The sequence below is a fragment of the Streptococcus sp. KR genome (assembly GCF_002238115.1).
In the GTDB taxonomy this organism is placed as follows: domain Bacteria; phylum Bacillota; class Bacilli; order Lactobacillales; family Streptococcaceae; genus Streptococcus.
The window spans coordinates 77,952-98,535 of record NZ_NGVM01000002.1; the positions used below are offsets into that span (position 1 = coordinate 77,952).

The 20,584-nt window shown below is 43.4% G+C and carries 21 protein-coding genes; 4 read left to right on the forward strand and 17 right to left on the reverse strand.

Features of this window, described 5'->3' with window-relative positions; genetic code table 11:
- Positions 1-9 precede the first annotated feature (9 nt).
- The 8 genes from CBI42_RS01255 to CBI42_RS01290 all read right to left on the reverse strand — a co-directional run bounded on the left by CBI42_RS01255 (position 10) and on the right by CBI42_RS01290 (position 6,648).
- Positions 10-951: a 3'-5' exoribonuclease YhaM family protein gene (locus CBI42_RS01255; RefSeq protein ID WP_049492793.1), complete on the reverse strand. Its 942-nt coding sequence runs from the start codon at positions 949-951 to the stop codon at positions 10-12.
- Positions 941-2,197: a DNA recombination protein RmuC gene (rmuC, locus tag CBI42_RS01260; protein ID WP_179211341.1), complete on the reverse strand. Its 1,257-nt coding sequence runs from the start codon at positions 2,195-2,197 to the stop codon at positions 941-943. The genes CBI42_RS01255 and rmuC overlap by 11 nt, the downstream gene beginning before the upstream one ends.
- A gap of 1 nt (position 2,198) precedes the next feature.
- On the reverse strand, positions 2,199-2,861 hold the full coding sequence (locus CBI42_RS01265; protein ID WP_049510776.1) for a thiamine diphosphokinase: 663 nt from the start codon (positions 2,859-2,861) through the stop codon (positions 2,199-2,201).
- The gene (rpe, locus tag CBI42_RS01270) at positions 2,824-3,480 is read right to left on the reverse strand and encodes a ribulose-phosphate 3-epimerase (protein ID WP_049510775.1); all 657 of its coding nucleotides are present in this window, start codon (positions 3,478-3,480) and stop codon (positions 2,824-2,826) included. Before rpe ends, CBI42_RS01265 begins: the two co-directional genes overlap by 38 nt.
- A 10-nt stretch (positions 3,481-3,490) precedes the next feature.
- Positions 3,491-4,369: a ribosome small subunit-dependent GTPase A gene (gene rsgA, locus CBI42_RS01275; protein WP_094753044.1), complete on the reverse strand. Its 879-nt coding sequence runs from the start codon at positions 4,367-4,369 to the stop codon at positions 3,491-3,493.
- A gap of 1 nt (position 4,370) precedes the next feature.
- Positions 4,371-5,243 (reverse strand): 16S rRNA (adenine(1518)-N(6)/adenine(1519)-N(6))-dimethyltransferase RsmA, encoded by an 873-nt coding sequence (rsmA, locus tag CBI42_RS01280; RefSeq protein WP_001216838.1) that lies wholly within the window; start codon positions 5,241-5,243, stop codon positions 4,371-4,373.
- 65 nt (positions 5,244-5,308) lie between these two features.
- Positions 5,309-5,875, reverse strand: a complete 567-nt coding sequence (gene rnmV / locus CBI42_RS01285) for a ribonuclease M5 (protein WP_094753045.1) — start codon at positions 5,873-5,875, stop codon at positions 5,309-5,311.
- Positions 5,875-6,648: a TatD family hydrolase gene (locus CBI42_RS01290; protein WP_049543701.1), complete on the reverse strand. Its 774-nt coding sequence runs from the start codon at positions 6,646-6,648 to the stop codon at positions 5,875-5,877. Before CBI42_RS01290 ends, rnmV begins: the two co-directional genes overlap by 1 nt.
- Before the next feature lie 157 nt (positions 6,649-6,805).
- On the opposite strand from CBI42_RS01290, the gene CBI42_RS01295 reads away from it, so the two are divergent.
- A complete protein-coding gene (locus tag CBI42_RS01295; RefSeq protein ID WP_094753046.1) occupies positions 6,806-8,650 on the forward strand; it encodes an APC family permease in 1,845 nt (614 codons plus the stop codon).
- A 287-nt stretch (positions 8,651-8,937) separates the two neighbouring features.
- Here the strand turns inward: CBI42_RS01295 and CBI42_RS01305 are convergent, their stop codons facing one another.
- The 4 genes from CBI42_RS01305 to CBI42_RS01320 all read right to left on the reverse strand — a co-directional run bounded on the left by CBI42_RS01305 (position 8,938) and on the right by CBI42_RS01320 (position 12,982).
- Positions 8,938-10,902 carry a peptide ABC transporter substrate-binding protein gene (locus CBI42_RS01305; RefSeq protein ID WP_094753047.1) on the reverse strand — a complete coding sequence of 655 codons (1,965 nt, stop codon included), beginning with the start codon at positions 10,900-10,902 and terminating at the stop codon, positions 8,938-8,940.
- A gap of 137 nt (positions 10,903-11,039) precedes the next feature.
- Positions 11,040-11,174, reverse strand: coding sequence for a 50S ribosomal protein L34 (rpmH, locus tag CBI42_RS01310; protein WP_000831905.1), 135 nt, complete (start codon positions 11,172-11,174; stop codon positions 11,040-11,042).
- 144 nt (positions 11,175-11,318) lie between these two features.
- Entirely contained in the window at positions 11,319-12,533 is a 1,215-nt protein-coding gene (locus tag CBI42_RS01315; RefSeq protein ID WP_000666457.1) for a pyridoxal phosphate-dependent aminotransferase, read from the reverse strand.
- Between the two features lie 155 nt (positions 12,534-12,688).
- Positions 12,689-12,982, reverse strand: a complete 294-nt coding sequence (locus tag CBI42_RS01320) for a hypothetical protein (RefSeq protein ID WP_179211342.1) — start codon at positions 12,980-12,982, stop codon at positions 12,689-12,691.
- Between the two features lie 161 nt (positions 12,983-13,143).
- Here CBI42_RS01320 and CBI42_RS01325 point away from each other — a divergent pair, with 161 nt between their 5' ends.
- Positions 13,144-13,596, forward strand: a complete 453-nt coding sequence (locus CBI42_RS01325) for a universal stress protein (RefSeq protein ID WP_004260486.1) — start codon at positions 13,144-13,146, stop codon at positions 13,594-13,596.
- Between the two features lie 45 nt (positions 13,597-13,641).
- Here the strand turns inward: CBI42_RS01325 and CBI42_RS01330 are convergent, their stop codons facing one another.
- Positions 13,642-15,030: a Cof-type HAD-IIB family hydrolase gene (locus CBI42_RS01330; protein ID WP_094753049.1), complete on the reverse strand. Its 1,389-nt coding sequence runs from the start codon at positions 15,028-15,030 to the stop codon at positions 13,642-13,644.
- Between the two features lie 65 nt (positions 15,031-15,095).
- Here CBI42_RS01330 and CBI42_RS01335 point away from each other — a divergent pair, with 65 nt between their 5' ends.
- Positions 15,096-16,058 carry an asparaginase gene (locus CBI42_RS01335; protein ID WP_070480155.1) on the forward strand — a complete coding sequence of 321 codons (963 nt, stop codon included), beginning with the start codon at positions 15,096-15,098 and terminating at the stop codon, positions 16,056-16,058.
- A 51-nt stretch (positions 16,059-16,109) separates the two neighbouring features.
- Here the strand turns inward: CBI42_RS01335 and ccpA are convergent, their stop codons facing one another.
- Positions 16,110-17,120 carry a catabolite control protein A gene (ccpA, locus tag CBI42_RS01340; RefSeq protein ID WP_001090628.1) on the reverse strand — a complete coding sequence of 337 codons (1,011 nt, stop codon included), beginning with the start codon at positions 17,118-17,120 and terminating at the stop codon, positions 16,110-16,112.
- A gap of 237 nt (positions 17,121-17,357) precedes the next feature.
- On the opposite strand from ccpA, the gene CBI42_RS01345 reads away from it, so the two are divergent.
- Positions 17,358-17,675, forward strand: coding sequence for a DUF960 domain-containing protein (locus CBI42_RS01345; RefSeq protein WP_070480154.1), 318 nt, complete (start codon positions 17,358-17,360; stop codon positions 17,673-17,675).
- A gap of 197 nt (positions 17,676-17,872) precedes the next feature.
- On the opposite strand, the gene folK is transcribed toward CBI42_RS01345, so the two are convergent.
- From folK to CBI42_RS01365, 3 genes are read right to left on the reverse strand one after another with little or no spacing between them, the layout of a single operon-like run.
- The gene (gene folK, locus CBI42_RS01355; protein WP_070480153.1) at positions 17,873-18,685 is read right to left on the reverse strand and encodes a 2-amino-4-hydroxy-6-hydroxymethyldihydropteridine diphosphokinase; all 813 of its coding nucleotides are present in this window, start codon (positions 18,683-18,685) and stop codon (positions 17,873-17,875) included.
- A 41-nt stretch (positions 18,686-18,726) separates the two neighbouring features.
- Positions 18,727-19,281 carry a GTP cyclohydrolase I FolE gene (gene folE, locus CBI42_RS01360; RefSeq protein WP_070480152.1) on the reverse strand — a complete coding sequence of 185 codons (555 nt, stop codon included), beginning with the start codon at positions 19,279-19,281 and terminating at the stop codon, positions 18,727-18,729.
- The gene (locus CBI42_RS01365; RefSeq protein ID WP_094753050.1) at positions 19,262-20,584 is read right to left on the reverse strand and encodes a bifunctional folylpolyglutamate synthase/dihydrofolate synthase; all 1,323 of its coding nucleotides are present in this window, start codon (positions 20,582-20,584) and stop codon (positions 19,262-19,264) included. The genes folE and CBI42_RS01365 overlap by 20 nt, the downstream gene beginning before the upstream one ends.

A 20,584-nucleotide genomic window follows, 5' to 3' on the forward strand; every position in this document is an offset into this window, starting at 1 on the left:
CTTAAATTATTAATCTAAATCTGGTTTATAGAAGGAACGATTGTCCATAGCGAAGATTTTATTGGTCATCTCTCCTTTATCCACCAAAGCAAGAGCTGTTGACATCATCATCATGCTAGCATCCAGATTGTCAATCATATGGATAATCTCTGCCTCCATAATGCGTGGACGGACTGGACTTCCATACTCAAGCAAGCCATGGTGACTGAGGATGACGTGGCGGAGCAGAACGACTTCTTCCTTGGTATCATCAATGCCGAGTTCCATCACTGTCTTGGTAATTTCACTATCAATCAGAGCGATATGCCCAAGAAGATTGCCTCGCACTGTGTACTCGGTCTGGTCTGGTCCCGTCAACTCGATGACCTTAGCCAAGTCATGCAGCATAATCCCCGCATAGAGCAGGCTCTTATTGAGCTGAGGATAAACTTCGCTAATAGCATCTGCCAAACGCACCATGGTCGCCGTATGATAGGCCAAGCCCGTTTCAAAGGCATGATGGTTGGTCTTGGCAGCTGGATAGGAGTAAAATTCCTTATCATACTTGGTGTAGAGATTTCGGACAATCCTTTGCCAAACAGGATTTTCAATTTTAAAAATCATTTGCGACATATAGTCACGGATTTCCTTGACATCAACTGGTGACTTGACCTTGAAATCAGCTGGGTCATTGGGTTCACCAGGCTGAGGCAGACGAAGGGTAATTTGATTGACTTGAGGGGTGTTGTTATAAACTTCTCGGCGTCCTTTCATGTGGACAACCTTACCTGCGGTAAAGGCCTCAACATTATGAGGTTGGGCATCCCAGAGTTTCCCTTCAATCTCGCCACTATCATCTTGGAAGGTAAAGGCTAGGTAGTTTTTCCCAGCTCGAGTTTGCCTCAGGTCAGCTGACTTGATTAGGTAAAAGCCTTCAAATAGCTCATCTTTTTTCATGTGACTAATCTTCATATTCTTCCTCATCTTCTTGGAAATGGAGTAGATCAAGCGCAGGCTCACCTTCTGACAACTCAATGTGACGGAGCGTCCGCTCGATAGCTGTGGTACGACGGTTTAATAGTTCATCAATATTGCCAGAGGCATGTTGGAGGTGTTTTTGTGCCTTGACCAGAATGCCACCAAACTTGCCAAACTCGGTCTTAACACTAGCAAGAGTCTTACTAATATGGTCAGCACTCTTTTGGATATTAAGGGTTTTGAAACCAACTGATAGGGAATTGAGAAGAGCTGATAGGGTACTTGGACCTGCGACAATAATCTGCTCCTCCCGTCTCAAATCATCAAAGAAGACAGGATTGCGGACGATTTCTGAGTAGAGACCTTCTGTCGGAACAAACAAAACTCCAAAATTAGTCGTCCGAGGCGGTGCTATGTACTTGCTCCTGATATCCTTGGCAAAGCGCTTGACGCTTGCTAAGAGCGACTTACGACACCGTTCGATTTCATCCTTGTTACCTGCTTCATAGGCTTCTTCCAAGCGGTAATAATCAGCCAATGGAAACTTGGAGTCAATTGGTAGATAGACGTATTCTTGGTCTCCTTGTCCGGGTAACTTAATGGCATACTCCACTCGTTCACTGGAGTTTTCAACCGTTGCGTATTCTCGTTCGTACTGTGCAGGTGTCATGATGTCCTCAATAATTTGCCCCAATTGCAATTCACCCAGAATCCCTCGCGTCTTGGTTCCAGTGAGAACCTTATTAAGGGCTCCGACATCACGGGCAACTGTCTGCATTTCTCCAAGACCACGATTGACAGACTCCAATTGCTTGGAAACTGTCTCAAAGGAAGCCTGCAAGCGTGTCTGTAAGGTCTTTTCTAGTTTTTCCTCGACTGTTTGGCGCATTTGTTCCAAACGTTGCTCATTTGATTCCTGCAGGGCTTGAAGACGTTGGTCGGTCTTATCCCTAGTTTGCAAGAGATTCTCTGTCATTTCTTGACGGACCTGAGTCAGGCCTTGGTGCAATTCCATTCGCACTTCTTGCAAACGGTCGCTGACAGCCACTTCTAAGTCTTTTTGATCCAACTGACTGGCTTGTCTGGCTTGTTCAAAGCGGTAATCCAACTGGTCTGACAAGTGATCTGCCTGATCCTCCAAGCTCTTGGTCAGATATTTTTCCTGCTTATCCTGCCTTTGCCAAATGAGAAAGAGGCCTACCAGGTTAGCAATCAATAATAGAATAAGTAAACTTTCCATCCTATCTCCTGTCCTTGCTATGCAACACGACCACATAACCATCTGGGCAAGTCACCGAAACTTCCCTATCTATATATTCGTTAGAAGCGTACACTTTTTTAAAGAAAAAATTTTCCTCTGTCAACTCATACTTAGCTCCAAGAATGGTCAGCCGGCTATCCCGAACCGGCATAAAGGCTAGATAGTCATAGTCCGAGCGGGGTTCTAGCTGACTGGTTCCTTCTGGACAATAGGCAATCAAATTTTGCCCATCCTCAATTTCTATCTGGCGCATATAAGGCGCCAACTTGGGATTGCTAGGAAGAAAAACATTGGCCAGCATATGATCAATACGTCCACCCAAAGCACCGAAAATAGTGACCTGAGCCTGAGGATTTTTCTCAAAGATGGTTAAGAGAGCCAATTCCAAATCTGTATCATCTTTTTCTGGTCGGGCTTGGACAAAATGCTGGGCACGTTTTTGAATCACCTGTCGCTCTTCTTCCGTCACAGAATCAAAATCTCCGACTGCTAGAGCAAGAGGCAAATCTTCCTCCAAGACCCAAAGCGAACCTCTATCCACTCCGACAAAGCAATCGAAGTCTGTACGGTAGTGACCGCGGTCTCCTCCTGCAAAAACGGCAACCCTAGTCCAGTTGTTTTCTGAGAGTTTGTACTCGCTCATTGACATCTCCCTTAAAGACATAGGAACCTGCTACAAAAACGGTCGCACCAGCTTCTTTGGCTAGAGCAATAGTTTGGTCATCAATCCCACCATCCACTTCAATCTCAAAGTTCAAACCCTTTTCCTGACGAAGAGCAACCAACTCACGAACCTTATCCATGGTTTCTGGTAGGAAAGCTTGACCGCCAAATCCAGGGTTAACCGTCATGACTAAGACTTGCTCAACTAGATGAAGGACGTGCTTGATGGCTTCAACTGGTGTGCCAGGATTGATAACGACTGAAGGCTTAACTCCGAGTGAACGAATTTTTTGAAGGGCGCCATGAATATGAGGCGTTGCTTCCGCATGGATGCTGATGATATCGGCACCTGCACGCGCAAAGTCTTCTAAATGATGCTCTGGATTAGCTACCATCAAGTGGCAGTCAAAGACCATCTTGCTATGAGGGCGAAGAGCTTCGACCACACCTGCACCAAAACTGATTTGCGGTACAAAATGACCATCCATGATATCGATATGGGCATATTCTGCACCAGTTGCTTCTAGGCGTTTGATTTCACGTTCAAAGTTGGCATAATCTGCTGCCAGAATTGACGGAGCAATCTTGTATTGAGACATAGGTTTCTCCTTATTTTGGAATTTTTTTGCTGACTTTTTTATAGGTTTCTCTGCGATTTTCAATCTCACTGAGGAATTGCAGGTAGTTGTCAAAACGGAAGGTTGCAATGGTTCCCTCTTCGACAGCTGGCTTGACCGCACAAGAGGGCTCATGAGTATGGGTACAGCTACGGAATTTGCAGTCTCGGCTGACACTAGCAATCTCTGGGAAAGCCTGATTGAGGTCTTCAGCCGTTGATACTTCGTAATCCAGCGATGAGAATCCTGGCGTGTCTGCAATTTTACCCCCATTGAGGTTGTAAAAACTAACAGCTCGAGTAGTATGGCGCCCGCGACCCAGACTGTCTGAAATTTCTCCTGTTTCAAGATTGAGGTCTGGTGCGATTTTATTGAGAAGTGTTGACTTCCCAACACCTGTCTGCCCCATAAAGACCGTAACCTTGCCTGTCAATAAAGGCAGGAGTTCCTCTTTACTGGTCACAAAGTCATAGCCGATATCACCATAGGTCTGTTGGTAAAAATCCAGTTCCCCTCTATCTTCCAGTAGGTCCATTTTGGAAATATAAACGATGGGATGGATGTCCTTGTGCTCCAAAAGAACCAAGAAACGATCCAGCAAATTGCTGTTAAAATCAGGTTCCTTGACTGACATGATTACTACAGCTTGGTCAATATTAACAATTGGCGGACGGACTAGGCTGTTTTTGCGTTCGTGAATCTTGAGGATATAGCCTTCTGAATTTTCCTCGGCAGAAAAATCTACCAAATCCCCAACGTAGGGAGTATGGCCTTTTTTACGAAAATTTCCACGCGCTCGTGTTTGATAAACCTTGCCATCACTCTCTACATAGTAGAAGCCTGCCAAGGCTTTAATAATTTGTCCCTGCATCTTAGAGTCCTTGCCCTTTAAGTGCATCTGCTAGGCTGGCAAATTCTGCCAAGCTGAGGGCTTCCCCACGTACACTTGGTGACAAGCCTGCTTGGTCCAAAGCCTTGGTCAGCTTGTCCTTGACCTCTTCAGTCTTGCCAAAGTAACCTGTCAAATTGTTCCACAAGGTCTTGCGACGATGGGTGAAACTAGCCTTAGAAACCTTAAAGAAGAAGTTCTCGTCTTCCACTGCTACGGCTGGTTCTGGACGACGCACCATTTTCAAAATAGCAGAGTCCACGTTTGGCGCTGGCACAAAGACCGTACGAGGCACGATGAAAGCAACCTTGGCAGTCATGTAATACTGCACCGCAATCGACAAGCTACCGTAAGCCTTGGTATTCGGCTGGGCTGAAATGCGGTCTGCCACTTCTTTCTGCATCATAACAACAAACTCACTAAAAGGAATCCCACTCTCGATTAAGTGCATGAGAATAGGCGTCGTGATGTAGTAAGGTAAATTAGCCACTACCTTGATTGGCAGGTCAGGATTTTTGAAATTCTGGATATGTTGCGCCAAATCAACTTTGAGAATGTCCTCGTTGACTACGGTAACATTGTCAAAATCACGCAAGGTATCTGCCAAAATCGGTACCAAACGATGGTCAATTTCAAAGGCCATGACCTCTGCTGCACGCTCAGCCAGAAACTCGGTCAAGGCACCAATCCCTGGCCCGATTTCGATGACATTAACCTGGTCATCAATCTCAGCCGTATCCACGATTTTTTGAAGAATATTGGTATCCGTCAAGAAATTTTGCCCGAAGGACTTTTTAAAGGTAAAACCGTGACGCTCCAGCACTGCCTTGGTCACGCTGTAATCTGCAATTCTCATCTATTCTCTTTTCTATTATCTGTTACTACTATTGTAACACATTCCCCTTGTATTTTGGGGTCTACTTAGCTGTTCTCATAAGATTTCATAGCTTCTTCCACTTCCGCCAAGGTGACCCCAAACAACTCTAGGCGTTTGAGGAGTTGCTTGCCGTTGGAATAGCCGATTCGGAGAGCCTCTCCTAGATATTCTCTGCGCTTACGGCTGTCTGACCCTGCTAGAAAACCAAGGCGAATCAAGTCGCTACGACTGATGTCAAACTGACTCTCATGTTCAAATTGTTCTGTCACCTGAGCTAGAGCCGTTTTCAAATCTTCATAGCTGGCATGCTCAATTCCCAGAGAACGCCCCTTGGTTTTGGACTTGGGAACAGCTTCATCTCGTTTGAGGAAGGCATGCTGAACCGTTGGAATGGCCGTCATGATCATGCGCCGAATCCGCTCCCCATTAAAATCTGGGTCTGTAAAGACAATGACTCCATGACGTTGGTGCAAGCGCTGAATCCGCTCTATATCCTGATCATTGATGGCAGAACCTCGGGTCTCATAGGTCTCTACATCGAAGTAACGTTTGAGATTGGCCGTATCATCGCGCCCTTCGACCACGATAACTTGAGAAATTTTTTCTTTCATTATTTGCTATCCAATCCAAAAATTCGCTCCGCATTTGCAGTTGTTACCGCCGCTAGCTCTTCTGCCGTCATGCCACGCAAGTCAGCGATAAAGTCCACTACATAGCGAGTGTAGGCTGTTTTATTTTCACGACCACGTTTAGGAACAGGAGCCAAGTAGGGAGCATCCGTTTCCACCAAAATCTTGTCCAAAGGTAACTCTTTAGCTGCTTCTTGGATGTCAGTTGCCTTCTTGAAAGTCACCACTCCTGAGAAGGAAATGGTCATACCAAGCTCGACAAACTTCTCTGCCCACTCAAGCGTCCCTGAAAATGAATGCATGATACCACCTCGAGGACCAACGCCCTCGCTCTTGATAATCTCATAGGTATCTTCCAACGCATCACGGGTATGGACAACAAAAGGCAAATCCAAGTCCTTAGATAACTGAATCTGACGGCGAAAAACCTGCTCCTGCACCTCTTTTGGCGCTGTCATCCAATGGTAATCCAAACCAATCTCACCCAAGGCAACTACCTTTGGATGCTTGAGCTTATCAAGCAAGTAGGCTTCAATCTCCTCCGTGTAAGTCCCCGCTTCTGTCGGATGCCAACCAATAGTCGCGTAGAGTTGGTCGTACTCATCCACCAACTCCAAAGCACGCTCAATCGTCGGTTTATCAAAACCAACAATATTCATCTGTGTCACACCCATCTCAGCAGCCAAGGTAATTTCTTCTGCCTCACGACCTGCAAATTCTTCTACATTCAAGTGTGTATGTGTATCAAAAATCATCTCTTCTAACCTCGTTTTCTATCTACTATTATAGCAAAAAAACTGACCTCTCTCCTCATCTGTACAAAATATTCTAAAATCCATCGTCCTCTCTTGACGCTATTTTCCCAAAGCAGTATAATAGCACTTATTGAAATTTTCAGAAAAGGAAAATACCATGTTTACAAAATTAAAACAGACTTTTATCGGTCGTCCTCTTAAATCCTTAACAGAAGGCGAGGGAGGTCTGCTGGGAAAAATGCAGGCCTTGGCCATGTTGTCAAGCGACGCTCTATCTTCCATTGCCTATGGGCCTGAGCAAGTAGTCCTCGTCTTGGCTAGTCTCTCTCCTCTTGCGATATGGTGGAGCCTTCCTATCGGCCTCTTTGTCCTCCTGCTCCTATCTAGCCTGACCGTCTCCTACCGTCAAATCATCCATGCCTACCCTCAAGGGGGAGGGGCCTATATGGTTACTCGAGAAAATCTATCTCCCGAACTTGGCTTAATCGCTGGAGGTAGTCTGCTAGTTGACTACATGCTGACCGTAGCGGTATCTGTTGCATCTGGAGCCGATGCTATCACAGCAGCTCTCCCTGCTCTACACCCTTACAACCTCCACATTTCCATTTTTCTAGTTTGCTTGCTTATGCTCTTGAATTTACGGGGCTTAAAAGAATCTGCCAGTTCACTGATGATTCCTGTCTATCTCTTTATCATCAGTACTGTCTTTCTCTTGCTCTACGGAATCTTTCAACTAATGACAGGGTCTCTCAGCTATCAGGCAACTTCACCTATTGGGCATGCTGTTCCGAGCCTGTCTATAGTTCTCATTCTAAGAGCCTTTACCAGCGGCTCTGCCTCTCTGACAGGAGTTGAAGCTATTTCAAATGCCGTTCCCTTTTTCAAGACTCCGAAAGAAAAGAATGCTGCTCAGACCTTGACCATCATGGCCTTGATTTTAGGTTTTCTTTTTGCATGCATTACCTTCCTAAACTACTGGATGGGGATTATGCCTCAACACGGAGAAACTATTCTTTCACAGATGGCTCAAGGCATCCTTGGTAATTCCTTCTTAGGTCACCTTGGCTATTATATCTTCCAATTCTCCACAGCCTTGATTTTAGCAGTAGCTGCAAATACTGGCTTTTCGGCCTTCCCTATGCTGGCTTACAATATGGCTAAAAATAAATACATGCCCCATCTCTTTATGGAAAAAGGAGACCGCCTAGGCTACTCCAATGGAATTTTAACTCTGGCATTTGGGGCTATGATTCTTCTTCTCATTTTTAATGGCAATACCGAACGTTTGATTCCTCTCTATACTATCGGTGTATTCGTGCCCTTTGCCCTTTCTCAGACTGGGATGATTCGCCATTGGAAAAAAGAAAAAGGAGCAAATTTCTTAAAACCTGCTCTTGCTAATATCCTTGGGGCAATCATTTGCTACGCGATTGTACTAATCTTGCTCTTTTTCCGTCTCAGTGATATCTGGCCCTTCTTCCCGATTATTCTCGTACTCACCCTACTCTTCTTAGCAATTCACAGTCATTACCAAAAAGTAGCCCAACAACTGCGACTCTATGAAGGAATCGAAAAACGTACCTACGATGGCAATCTTGTCCTCGTCCTAGTAGGAAATGTTACCAGAGTCAGCGTCGGAGCCATTAACTATGCCCAAAGTATCGGTGACGAAGTCTTAGCCATGCACATTTCTACAAAGGAAACCGCAGAAAAAGACCAAGAAATTCTCCAAGAATTTGCCGATTACTTCCCAACCATTACTCTGAAAAATATCAAGACCAGCTATCGTGACATCATCACCCCTACTGTCAAGTATGTCAAACGGATTTCCGAGGAAGCTCAGAAAAAGAACTATACAGTCACTGTCCTCGTCCCCCAGTTTATCCCTAATAAACCTTGGCAAAATATCCTGCACAATCAGATGAGTCTCAAACTCAAATACGCCCTTCGTTGGCACCAAGACGTCGTTGTCGCTAGCTACTCTTATCACTTAAAAGAATAAAGAAAAGGCCCTACCAGACGCTTCTTGCTTCTGGTAGGGCCTTTTCTGAATTCAGCCACTATGCTTATACTCAATGAAAATCAAAGAGCAAACTAGGAAGCTAGCCGCAGGCTGCTCAAAGCACTACTTTGAGGTCGTAGATGAAACTGACGAAGTCAGCTCAAAACACTGTTTTGAGGTTGCAGATAGAACTGACGAAGTCAGTAACCATATATACGGTAAGGCAACGCTGACGTGGTTTGAAGAGATTTTCGAAGAGTATTAACTGAAAAGCATGACTAGGAATATCATTGAATGTGGTTAGCTAAATCTTCCTGAGCTTTTTTATTTGACTCAGCTTTTTCTTTCAGCCATTTTTCATAGAGTTCTTGGTACTGTTTAGCGGTTACTGGCTCTTTTTGCAGTTCAACATATTTGTAGTTGTCCGCATTTCCCTTATGACCAACAAATGAGAATGGACCTGTAAACGGTACAGTCTTACGGAAGATTGGGTTAGCTCCACCACTTTGAACTGGTAGGAAAAGGGCACTATCTGTCAACCAAGCTTGGGCTTCAGCATATTTTTCATAGCGAGCTTGAGTATCTGTGATTTCCTCATCAGCCTGATCCAAGAGTTTCTTGTAGTCAGCAAGACCAATCTTGTCCTTAACTTCCTTGTCTTTTCCTTCAGACAAGCCCATGTTTTTCAACTGAGAACCTGTCTCTGGGTCAAGGATAGCTAGGTAAGTCTTCGGATCTGAGTAGTCTCCACCCCATCCTGAGACGTCAATATCGTAGTCTTTTTGTTCTGCTGTATCTGCAAAGTAGGTTGCCTGATCTTTTTCATCTGGAGAAAGTTGGATAACATCGATGACAACATTATCCTTACCAAGAGTGGCTTCTACTGTTTGTTTGAGAGAGCCAGCCTGTTGCACATCTAACTTAGCAGTCTGGTCAACTGGCATATCCAAATGAATTGGGAAGGTTACTCCCTGAGCTTGCAGACTTTCTTTAGCCTTAGCAAATTTCTCTTTGGCCTTGTCAGGGTTCAAGAAGGCTTGCTTACCATCGTTTAGGTTGATATTTGCCCAATCTTTACCGTAGTTGACAATTTTTTCATTGACAATATCACCGAAGTTCTTATCGCCAACTTGGACAAAGTTACTTGGTGTAATCGTGTTACGCAAGATACGGTCTGCTCCATCTTCACCATTTGTCTGCGCTGCATAAGCATGACGGTCAAAGGCAAAGTTGATAGCCTGACGGAAATCTTTATTCTGCATAGCTGCGCGTGAATCTGTCTTTTCCTTATCAGACTGTTTCATAGTCTGCTTGTAGCTTTGACGATTGACGTTGAAAAGATAATAGAAAGTAACTGAGTTTTGTGGTGTATAGGTAATCTTGTCCTCATTTCCCTTCTTGAGTTCAGCAAAGACTGAACTTGTTGGGAAGATACGACCATCTGTATAGTTACCATCCAAGAAACCTCTAGCAATGCTGTCTTGGTCAGAACCGTCAAAGAAAGAAAGTTTCACTTTCTCGATTTTAACATTATCCTTATCCCAGTAATTAGGGTTTTTATCAAATTCAATCAAAGATTTGGATGTGAAGGATTTAAACAAGTAAGGACCATTTGACAAGATACTTGATGGTGTCACACTTCCAAAGTCATCTCCCTGAGACTTCAAGAAGGCTTCATTTACAGGACTAAGGATACTTGCTGTTGTTTTAGAGTTCCAATAAGTCTCAGGTTGGTTGAGGGTGTATTGGAGTGTGTAATCATCCACTGCCTTAACACCAACAGTTCCAAAATCAGATGATTTCCCTTCAACATAGTCTGCTAGACCCTTGATAGAGTCTTGTACCAAGTACAAGTTTTCAGCTTTTTTATCAGCCGCATACTTGAGACCTGTCACAAAGTCATGAGCTGTTACGTCCGCATACTCTTCTCCTTCAGAAGTGTACCATTTAGCCCCCTGACGGATCTTATAAGTGTAGGTCAAACCATCTTTTGATACTGTCCATGACTCAGCCATAGAGGGGATGAGATTGCCATACTGGTCATTTTCCAACAACCCATCAATCAAGTTGGTTGTGATACTAGATGTAGAGTCTCTTGTAGAGGTAATGTAATCCAAGGTATCAGGGTTGCTGACAAAGATATAAGAGTATGTCTTGTCTGCATTGCTTGATTGGGATGACCCGCATGCCGCTAGAGCTAGACCTGCTGTCAAAGCCATAGCTCCAAAAAGCATAACTTTTGATTTCTTCATGATTATTCTCCATTTTTTACAGTATGTGAAATATTATACACTATTTGAGCAAAAATATAAAGCCTTTTTAACTTTTTTACAAAAATAAAAATCAGTAGACTCGAGTTCCTACTGATTTTTGTTATGGTTCGTTTGGATTATGCAGCCAAAACTTTGCGTCCTTTACGACGACGAGCTGCCAATACGCGACGACCGTTTTTAGTTGACATACGGTTACGGAATCCGTGTTTGCGCGCACGACGAAGTTTACTTGGTTGATAAGTACGTTTCACGATGAATACCTCCTCATAGATTTTGTATTCGTTTAGCCGGCTATAAAGTGATCAGTTACTAAACATACTTTACTATTCTATCTGATTCTTTCACTTTTGTCAATAGCTCAAGGCAAATGTTTCCAGCTTTTTCAAATGTAAGCCCTATCTACGATACTGTTTTAAGAATCGAGTCATCTTTTCTTGGATTTGGGCCAGTTCATCGACACGAGGAAGGTAAACAATACGGAAGTGGTCTGGTTCCTGCCAGTTAAAGCCTCGACCATGAACCAAGAGAACCTTTTCCTGTTTCAAGAAATTAAGAACAAACTGTTCATCATCATCGATACGGTACATATTGCGGTCGATTTTAGGGAAGATATAGAGTCCAGCCTTGGGTTTAACGGCAGACAAACCTGGAATATCTTGAATGGCATTGTAGATGAAGTTTCTTTGCTCGTAAATTCGTCCACCTGGAAGAAGCAATTCATCGACTGATTGGTGACCACCCAAGGAAGTTTGTACGACTTGTTGGGCCAAAACATTAGAGCAAAGGCGCATATTGGACAACATATTGAGACCTTCGATATAGCCCTTGACATGAGTCTTAGGTCCAGACAAGACCATCCAACCTACACGGAAACCTGCAATACGGTGCGATTTTGACAGACCATTCATGCTAACACAGAAGACATCTGGTGCCAAGCTCGCCACAGGCGTATGCACATGCCCATCCATTACCATGCGGTCGTAGATTTCATCCGCAAAGATGATCAAATCATTTTGACGGGCAATCTCAATAATCTCCAGCAAGAGTTCCTTAGGATAAAGTGCCCCAGTTGGGTTGTTTGGATTGATAAGGACGATTGCCTTGGTATTGGAAGTGATTTTTGACTTGATATCGTCAATATCTGGGTACCATTCTGCAGCTTCATCACAAATATAATGAACGGCATTTCCTCCAGCTAGGCTGACAGCAGCTGTCCATAGAGGATAGTCTGGCATAGGCACCAAGACCTCATCTCCGTTATCCAAAAGCCCCTGCATAGACATGACAATCAACTCACTGACACCATTTCCAAGGTAGATATCATCAATATCTACATTTGGGAATTTCTTCAATTGACAATACTGCATGATGGCCTTACGGGCTGAGAAAATCCCTTTGGAGTCAGAATATCCCTCACTATCACGCGCATTCATAATCAAGTCATGAATGACCTCATCTGGGGCTGTAAAGCCAAATTCTGCTGGATTTCCTGTATTCAGACGTAAAATCTTTTCTCCGTTTGCTCGCATCCGCATGGCTTCTTCCAAAACAGGACCACGGATATCATAAGCAACATGCTCTAACTTACTAGACTTGTTATATTCTTTCATCTTGTTTCCTCAATTCATCAGGATAGTAACATTATACCACTAGAAAGGGAATGCGACAAGTTTGCTGAAATGTTTTACTAGATTAAGATAGAAGAAAAACCTCGCTAAAAGCGAGGTCAAGACAGGGGAGATAGCAGGTGTTTTGCCAAAAAACATCACATACCAAAAGATAAACCTAGAAAAAGCAAGCCTAAAAAGGAGTCATAAAGAAGATTGAACATGAGGAAAAGCCCCCATATCACCAAGTAACCCCAACGCCCACTTCGTTTTGCAACTAGGAATAAAATTAGATGGTAGAGTAAATGAAAGACTAAAAAACCAATAAAACCTGGATAAAGAAGCGGTACCAGACTCTCTAATTGCCAGATCATAATAACTTCTAGCAAGACTGAAACTAGGATGATTCCATAATAAAGGAAATTTGATTTTTTAAAAGCGTTTTTCATCATTCTCCCTCCCTTCACTTCTTTCCTGCTATCCTTTCTTTTATTTTATCATATATTTATATAGATTTTAAACGCTAACATTCTTTTGAAAAATACTTTTTTTGCTTTACTTCTATAGTGAAAAGGTTTACAATTATAGTAAGAAAATTTCAGGAGGTTTCATTATGGCACAACGTTACCAAAATATCATGGTTGCAATCGATGGTTCTAAAGAAGCAGACTTGGCTTTTGTCAAGGGAGTTCATTCTGCTCTACGAAACGACGCTAAACTCACCATCGCACATGTCATTGACACACGCGCACTCCAAAGCGTATCCACCTTTGATGCTGAAGTTTATGAAGAACTCCAAGTCGACGCTGAAAGTCTGATGAAAGAGTACGAAAAACGTGCTAAAGATGCTGGTGTGGCAAATGTTCATATCGTCATTGAAATGGGAAATCCAAAGACCCTACTGGCACGTACTATTCCCGATGCCGAAGAAGTGGACCTCATCCTCGTTGGCGCAACTGGTCTCAACGCCTTTGAACGCCTCTTGGTCGGCTCTTCATCTGAATACATTCTCCGCCATGCTAAGGTCGATTTGCTGGTTGTGAGAGAACAAGAAAAAACCTTATAGTCACGAAGAAAAGGAGCCCCTAGCTCCTTTTTATTTACTTTTTGTTTACGATTTATTTCTCTCTTTATGGCGTTCATAAGCCTTGAGTTGGCGCTGCAGTTCCTTTTTAATAGCAGGCTCTGGAGCATATTTTTCTTCCCAATCATCTGGTTTTAAGATTTTATGGGTCACTGGATCAAAATGAGCCTTGCCATCTGGGAAAATTTTCCCCATATTGGCCTGATGGACAATATCAAAAATACGTTCTGGATCCACCCCCATCAAAACAAAACTACCATAGGTGAAGTAAAGCGTGTCAATCAGGGCATCTACCTGACCTATCAAATCTTGCTGTGCAGGCGTCTTCTTAGCTACTTTATCTGCCGCCTTATCAAGAGCTTGATGAAGTTGCGATAGAGCTTGACCAAAGTCCTCTTCAGAAGGACTGGCAGCTCTAACAAATTCCACCAATTCTTCTATTTTAAAGCCAGCCCTGTGGGTTGCACCTTCTAAATCCCAAGCTCGAGGTTCTTCTTGGGTTCGTTCATCCATCATGTGGTGGAAGGTCTTGACCTTATTGAAATGATAGTCACGGCTAACAAAGACTTTTTCTGAGGCCAGAACACCAAAATGTTCCAAGGCCTTGTGGATTCCGTCTTGCTGATTGCTAGTGGTGATGTGCTTGGCAACTTCCTTGACACTGCTACTACCATTTCCCATAGCGACCGACATACCGACACCCGCCAGCATTTCTAGGTCGTTATCTGAGTCACCAAAGGCCATGACTTGGTTGAGGTCAAAGCCATATTCTTTCCCAACTCGGCGAATGCCTTCCAATTTAGAGTTTCCTTGATTGATGACATCTGCTGCAAAAGGATTGCTACGTGTCAATTTCAAGTCTTCAAAATCAGCTGCCGCCTTCTCAGATTCTTCTGGCGTCATCAGCATCAAGACTTGGTAGATAGGCTGATTCATTAGATCAAGTAGGTCCTCTTCCTTTTGGGGAACAACCTTGCTGACCATACGATTAAAGGAATAACTCACCGTCCGAGTTAAAACTGAGGGAACGAAGCGACTGATTCGTTGGGAAAAAGAACCCAAACCAAAGGACATGATTTTAGAACCCAACATGGCATCCTTTGTCCCTAGGGCAATCTCCTTACCCTCTTTTTTAGCATACGTAATAAGCTGGCGCAAATGTAACTTGGAAATAGGACTCGTGAACAAGACTCTGTCTTTAGTAAAGATATACTGGCCATTATAGGTTACTGCGAAATCTAGATCTAAATCGTCCATCAATTCCTTAACAAAAAAAGGTCCTCGTCCTGTCGCTACGCCGACAAGCACCCCTTGTTCTTTGACTATTTTAATCGCATCCTTAGTGGATTTCAAAACACTCTTGCGATCGTTGACCAAGGTTCCATCGATATCAAAAAAAACAGCTTTGACTTCCATCCTATCCCAATCTCCCCTTTTGTGATACAATGATTATACCACATTTCAGAAAGAGTGAGTAAATCATGCCTAAGAAAATCCTTGTTTTACATACGGGTGGGACTATTTCCATGCAGGCCGATGCTTCTGGCGCTGTTGTGACAAGTTCAGATAATCCCATGAACCATGTGTCCAATCCTCTTGAAGGAATCCAAGTCCACGCCTTGGACTTTTTTAACCTACCAAGCCCCCATATCAAACCCAAACATATGCTGGCCCTCTACCAGAAAATTAAAGAGGAAGCTGCTAACTACGATGGAGTGGTGATCACACACGGAACCGATACTTTAGAGGAAACAGCCTATTTCCTTGATACCATGGAAGTTCCCCATATGCCTATCGTTCTAACAGGGGCCATGCGTAGCTCTAACGAACTCGGCAGCGACGGTGTTTATAACTATCTGAGTGCTTTACGGGTGGCTAGCGATGACAGGGCTGCGGACAAAGGGGTTTTGGTTGTTATGAACGATGAAATCCATGCTGCCAAGTATGTTACCAAAACGCATACGACCAACGTCGGCACCTTCCAGACCCCAACACATGGGCCACTTGGTCTGATTACGAAGCGGGAAATCCTCTACTTCAAAACAGCTGAATCTCGTGTTCGCTTTGACCTTAATCACATACAAGGCTTAGTCCCTATCATCTCTGCTTATGCTGGTATGACAGATGAGCTGATTGATATGCTGGATTTAGATCAATTGGATGGTTTGATTATCCAAGCCTTCGGAGCTGGTAATATTCCCAAAGAAACGGCTCAAAAATTAGAAAGCCTTCTGCAAAAAGGAATCCCAGTCGCTCTGGTATCACGATGCTTTAACGGTATTGCCGAACCTGTTTATGCCTACCAGGGTGGAGGCGTACAGTTGCAAAAATCAGGCGTTTTCTTTGTTAAAGAACTCAACGCCCAAAAAGCCCGTTTGAAACTCCTCATCGCCCTCAATGCCGGACTAACAGGACAGGCTTTGAAAGACTATATGGAAGGGTAAGTCTCTTCTCTAAAAACAAATCAGGAAATCTACACGATTCCCTGATTTTTTCTATTTACGTTTTCGTGTTGAGCGACGTTCTGTCAAACCATGAGGTAAGAGAACTTCACGTTCTTCCAACTCTTCCTTGTGCATAATCTTAGTCAACATACGCATACTTATAGCACCAAGGTCATAAAGAGGTTGGGCAATAGTGGTCAAGTTTGGACGGGTAAAGCGAGATACTTGTGAATCATCACTAGTAATGATTTCAAATTCTTCTGGTACTGACACACCCTTATCAGCAAGGCCGTTCAAGACACCTGCTGCCAACTCATCACCTGTTACAACTGCTGCAGTTGCGTTTGATGAAATCAAGCGTTCTGCCAAGGCATAACCGTCTTCATAAGTGTATTTGGATTCAAATACCAATCCTTCGCTATAAGAAATACCTGCTTTTTTCAAGGCTTCCTTGTAGCCAACCAAACGAACCTTACCATTGATGTCATCCACTAACGGACCACTAACGAAAGCAATGCGCTCGTTCTCTTTAGCAAGGTAGGTTACTGCATCAATCGTTGCTTGTTTGTAGTCAATATTGACACTTGGAAGCTGATGTTCTACATCCACAGTTCCTGCAAGAACAACTGGTGTTCGAGAACGAGAAAACTCTGAACGAATTTTTTCAGTCAAGTGGTACCCCATAAAGATGATACCATCCACTTGCTTAGAAAACAATGTATTGACAACTGAAACTTCCTTGTCATCATCCTCATCACTATTGGCAAGGACGATATTATACTTGTACATTTCAGCGATATCATCAATCCCTTTAGCAAGCGTTGAGAAATAGCCATTGGTAATATTTGGAATCACGACACCGACAGTGGTTGTCTTTTTACTTGCAAGACCACGCGCCACTGCATTTGGACGGTAATCCAAACGGTCAATCACCTCAAGCACTTTTTTTCGAGTATTCTCTTTTACATTCTTGTTGCCATTGACTACACGGCTAACTGTCGCCATTGAAACTCCTGCTTCACGGGCGACATCATAAATCGTTACTGTATCGTCTGTATTCATTCCATTTCCTTTCTATATCATACCTCACGAGACTCCAAAAAAAGAGACGGTATGAAAATTTCGTTTTCATGATTCTACTTATTCCATTTTATCACTATTTGTAAACACTTTCAAGCGTTTTTTGAAGATTATTTGAAAAAATTTCATAGGAAGCTATGTTTATGAAGAAAAAATCACCTTTTCTTGATTTTTAATCCTATTTGCTGTATGATAAGGGAAAAGAAAGGGGGAAGAAATATGGCTTTTACCAATACCCACATGCGGTCAGCTAGTTTTGGCATTGTTACCAGCTTGCCTGATGATGTCATTGACTCTTTTTGGTATATCATCGACCATTTCTTAAAAAATGTCTTTGAATTGGAAGAAGAACTCGAGTTTCAATTGCTCAATAACCAAGGAAAAATTACCTTCCACTTTTCAAGTCAACACCTCCCTACAGCCATTGATTTTGATTTTAACCATCCCTTTGACCCTCTTTATCCCCCCAGAGTCTTGATTTTAGACATGGATGGTAGAGAAACTATCCTCCTCCCAGAAGAAAATGACCTATTTTAATACTCAATGAAAATCAAAGAGCAAACTAGGAAGCTAGCCGCAGGTTGCTCAAAACACTGTTTTGAGGTTGTGGATAGAACTGACGAAGTCAGTAACCATACCTACGGTAAGGCGACGCTGACGTGGTTTGAAGAGATTTTCGAAGAGTATAAAAACTCTAGCCTTCAGTTGCAAGTGACTGAAAACTAGAGTTTTTTCTATTGTTTCAAAGCATTATACAAGTTACGGATAGGTTGCTTTAATGTCGGATGGATGAAATGAGGCGCAATTTCCTGTAAGGACTCGAGAACAAAAAGGCGTTCCGCTATGTAAGGATGAGGCAATATAAGGTCGTCTGTATAAAGGATCTGATCCTCCACAAAGAGCAAGTCCAAATCAATCAAACGAGGTCCCCAATGCACTTCTCGCACCCTTCCCATCTCTGACTCAATGGCTAACAAGGTCTCTAATAGAACTGGGGCGGGCAACCAGGTTTCAACCTCAACCACTTGATTAGCAAAGCTATCTTGCTCGACACCTCCCCAAGGCTCCGTCGTCAAGACACTGGACTCTTTGAGAATATGGATACCTCGATTTCGCATTTTCTCAATGGCTTGTTTCAAGTTTACTTGTTTATCTCCCATATTACTTCCTAGGGCGATAAAGGCCCGTTGCTTGCGGCGATGAATGGTTACCGAGCAAGTATCTAGTGGCAAATGCACTGGCGCCCAAGGTTTTTTCAGTTCCAGCTTAATTTCTTGGACAAGAGGATAAGCCTCAAAGGTACGTTCTACCAGTTTGTAGGCTACCGTTTCAATCAAGTCCTCAGTTGTTTCCTGAAACCAAGTCGTCCACTGCTGACACAATTCTCCGTAATGGACAGAGGCCGTCAAATCCAAGTCTGTAGCCGCCTTGGTCATATCATAAGATAAGATGGCTGAAACGATAAATTTTTGCCCCAATTCCTTCTCACTAGGAAAAAGACCATGATAGGCAAAAATTTCCAAATCCTTAATCTGCAGTTGATCCATAATGATTCCTTTCTAGAAAAATCCGCCCAAAGCGGATTCTTTTATAGTCCCATTAAACGATAAGCCTGATTTCGGAGGTCCTTATCTGTTTCAAATAGACCACGAGCTACTGTCGTCAAGGTTGCAGTGCCTGGTTTTCTGACACCACGCATGCTCATACACATATGTTCCGCCTCAATGACAACAAAGGCTCCTTTAGCACCTAGATAGTCCATCAAGGCATCGGCCACTTCGATATTCAAACGTTCTTGAATTTGCGGCTTTTTCGAATAAACTTCAACCGTACGGGCTAGCTTAGACAAACCTGCCACTCGACCATCTGGAATATAGGCAATATGCGCTCTACCATAAAATGGCAAGAAGTGGTGTTCACACATGGTATGGAAAAAAATATCCTTTTCTACCACCATATTATCGTCAATAATCTCAAAGGATTTTGACAAATGTTCCTCCGCTGTTTGACCAAGACCTGAAAAAATCTCTTGGTACATACGAGCGACACGAGCAGGTGTTTCCTGCAAGCCCTCGCGATTAACGTCCTCTCCGACAGCCTCAATAATCATTTTTACAGCTGCTTCAATCTTTTGTGTATCCATTTTCGTTTTTCCTCTCCATCAGATAGGCTCTCACTTGGCTCAAGAAATACAAGGAACCTGTGACAATCCTAACTGTTTTTTTCTCTTCTTTTTTATCTGTCAATTTCTGCTCTAGAAAATCCTGCCAACCCTGATGGCTGAGATTTCTAGACTTGGCTGCCTCTTTCAGCACTTTTTCATCAGTCGCCCGACTATCGTCAAAATGTGTCAGGGTAACCTCGGTATCTTGGATTTGCTCCAACAAGTCCAACATATCCTCCAAGGCCTTGGTTTTGATACAAGTAAAGAGGATTTCCTTACGATAATCCGCAAAGCGTTCTTGCAAGGTTGCTAATAAAGCCTTGATAGCATGGGGATTGTGGGCTCCATCCAAAATCATCAAGGGATCTCTTGACACGATTTCCAAACGCCCCGACCAACTTGTTTCTTCCAAGGCTTGAGCAAGCAAAGTATTAGCTGGTAACTCTCGACCATCTTCTTGACAAAAAGTATCAAGTAAAGCTATAGCCATCCCAGCATTCTCTATCTGGTGCAAACCAAGCAGGCCAGTCTGGAAGCGACCTTGTCTGACAACACTTGTATAGTCAAAGACTTCACCTGTTACCACACTCTCTTGGTGACTAACTTGATAATCTGCCCCGTAGGCAAGTCTCGGCGCATCTTTCCCTTCCGCAATGCGGTCAATCACAGCCAAAGCTTCTGGAGCAATACGACCTGTCACCAAGGGAATACCTTGTTTGATAATACCAGCTTTCTGCTCTGCTATGGCTTCCAAGGTGTCACCAAGTAGGGCTACATGGTCCAATCCAATGGTCGTAATTCCTGTTAAAATTGGCTGGCAGACATTGGTACTATCTAAAAGCCCACCCATGCCGACTTCCATGATAGCCACATCTACTTGCTCTGAGGCAAAGTAATCATAGGCTATAGCTGTAATTATTTCAAACTCAGTTGTCCCCTGCAAATTGGTAGCCGATTCCCCTTCCAACAAAGACTGATAGTCTGCCATGAGGGCTTCTAGTCTAGCCTCTGGGATAGATTCCCCATTGATGCTAATCTGGTCTGTGTAGTGAATGAGATAGGGTGAGCTAAACACGCCAACTCTCAGCCCTAGCTTTTCCAGCATATTTTTCAAAAAAGCAATGGTAGAACCCTTGCCATTGGTCCCTCCGATATGGATGACCTTGAGTTTGAGATGGGGATTTCCACGCAAAGCTAATAGTTCCACCATGCGTTCCAAGCCAAAATGCGGTTCGTCGGTCCGGTAGTTGGCAATCCACTGATTATTTTCAATTTCTTTCAT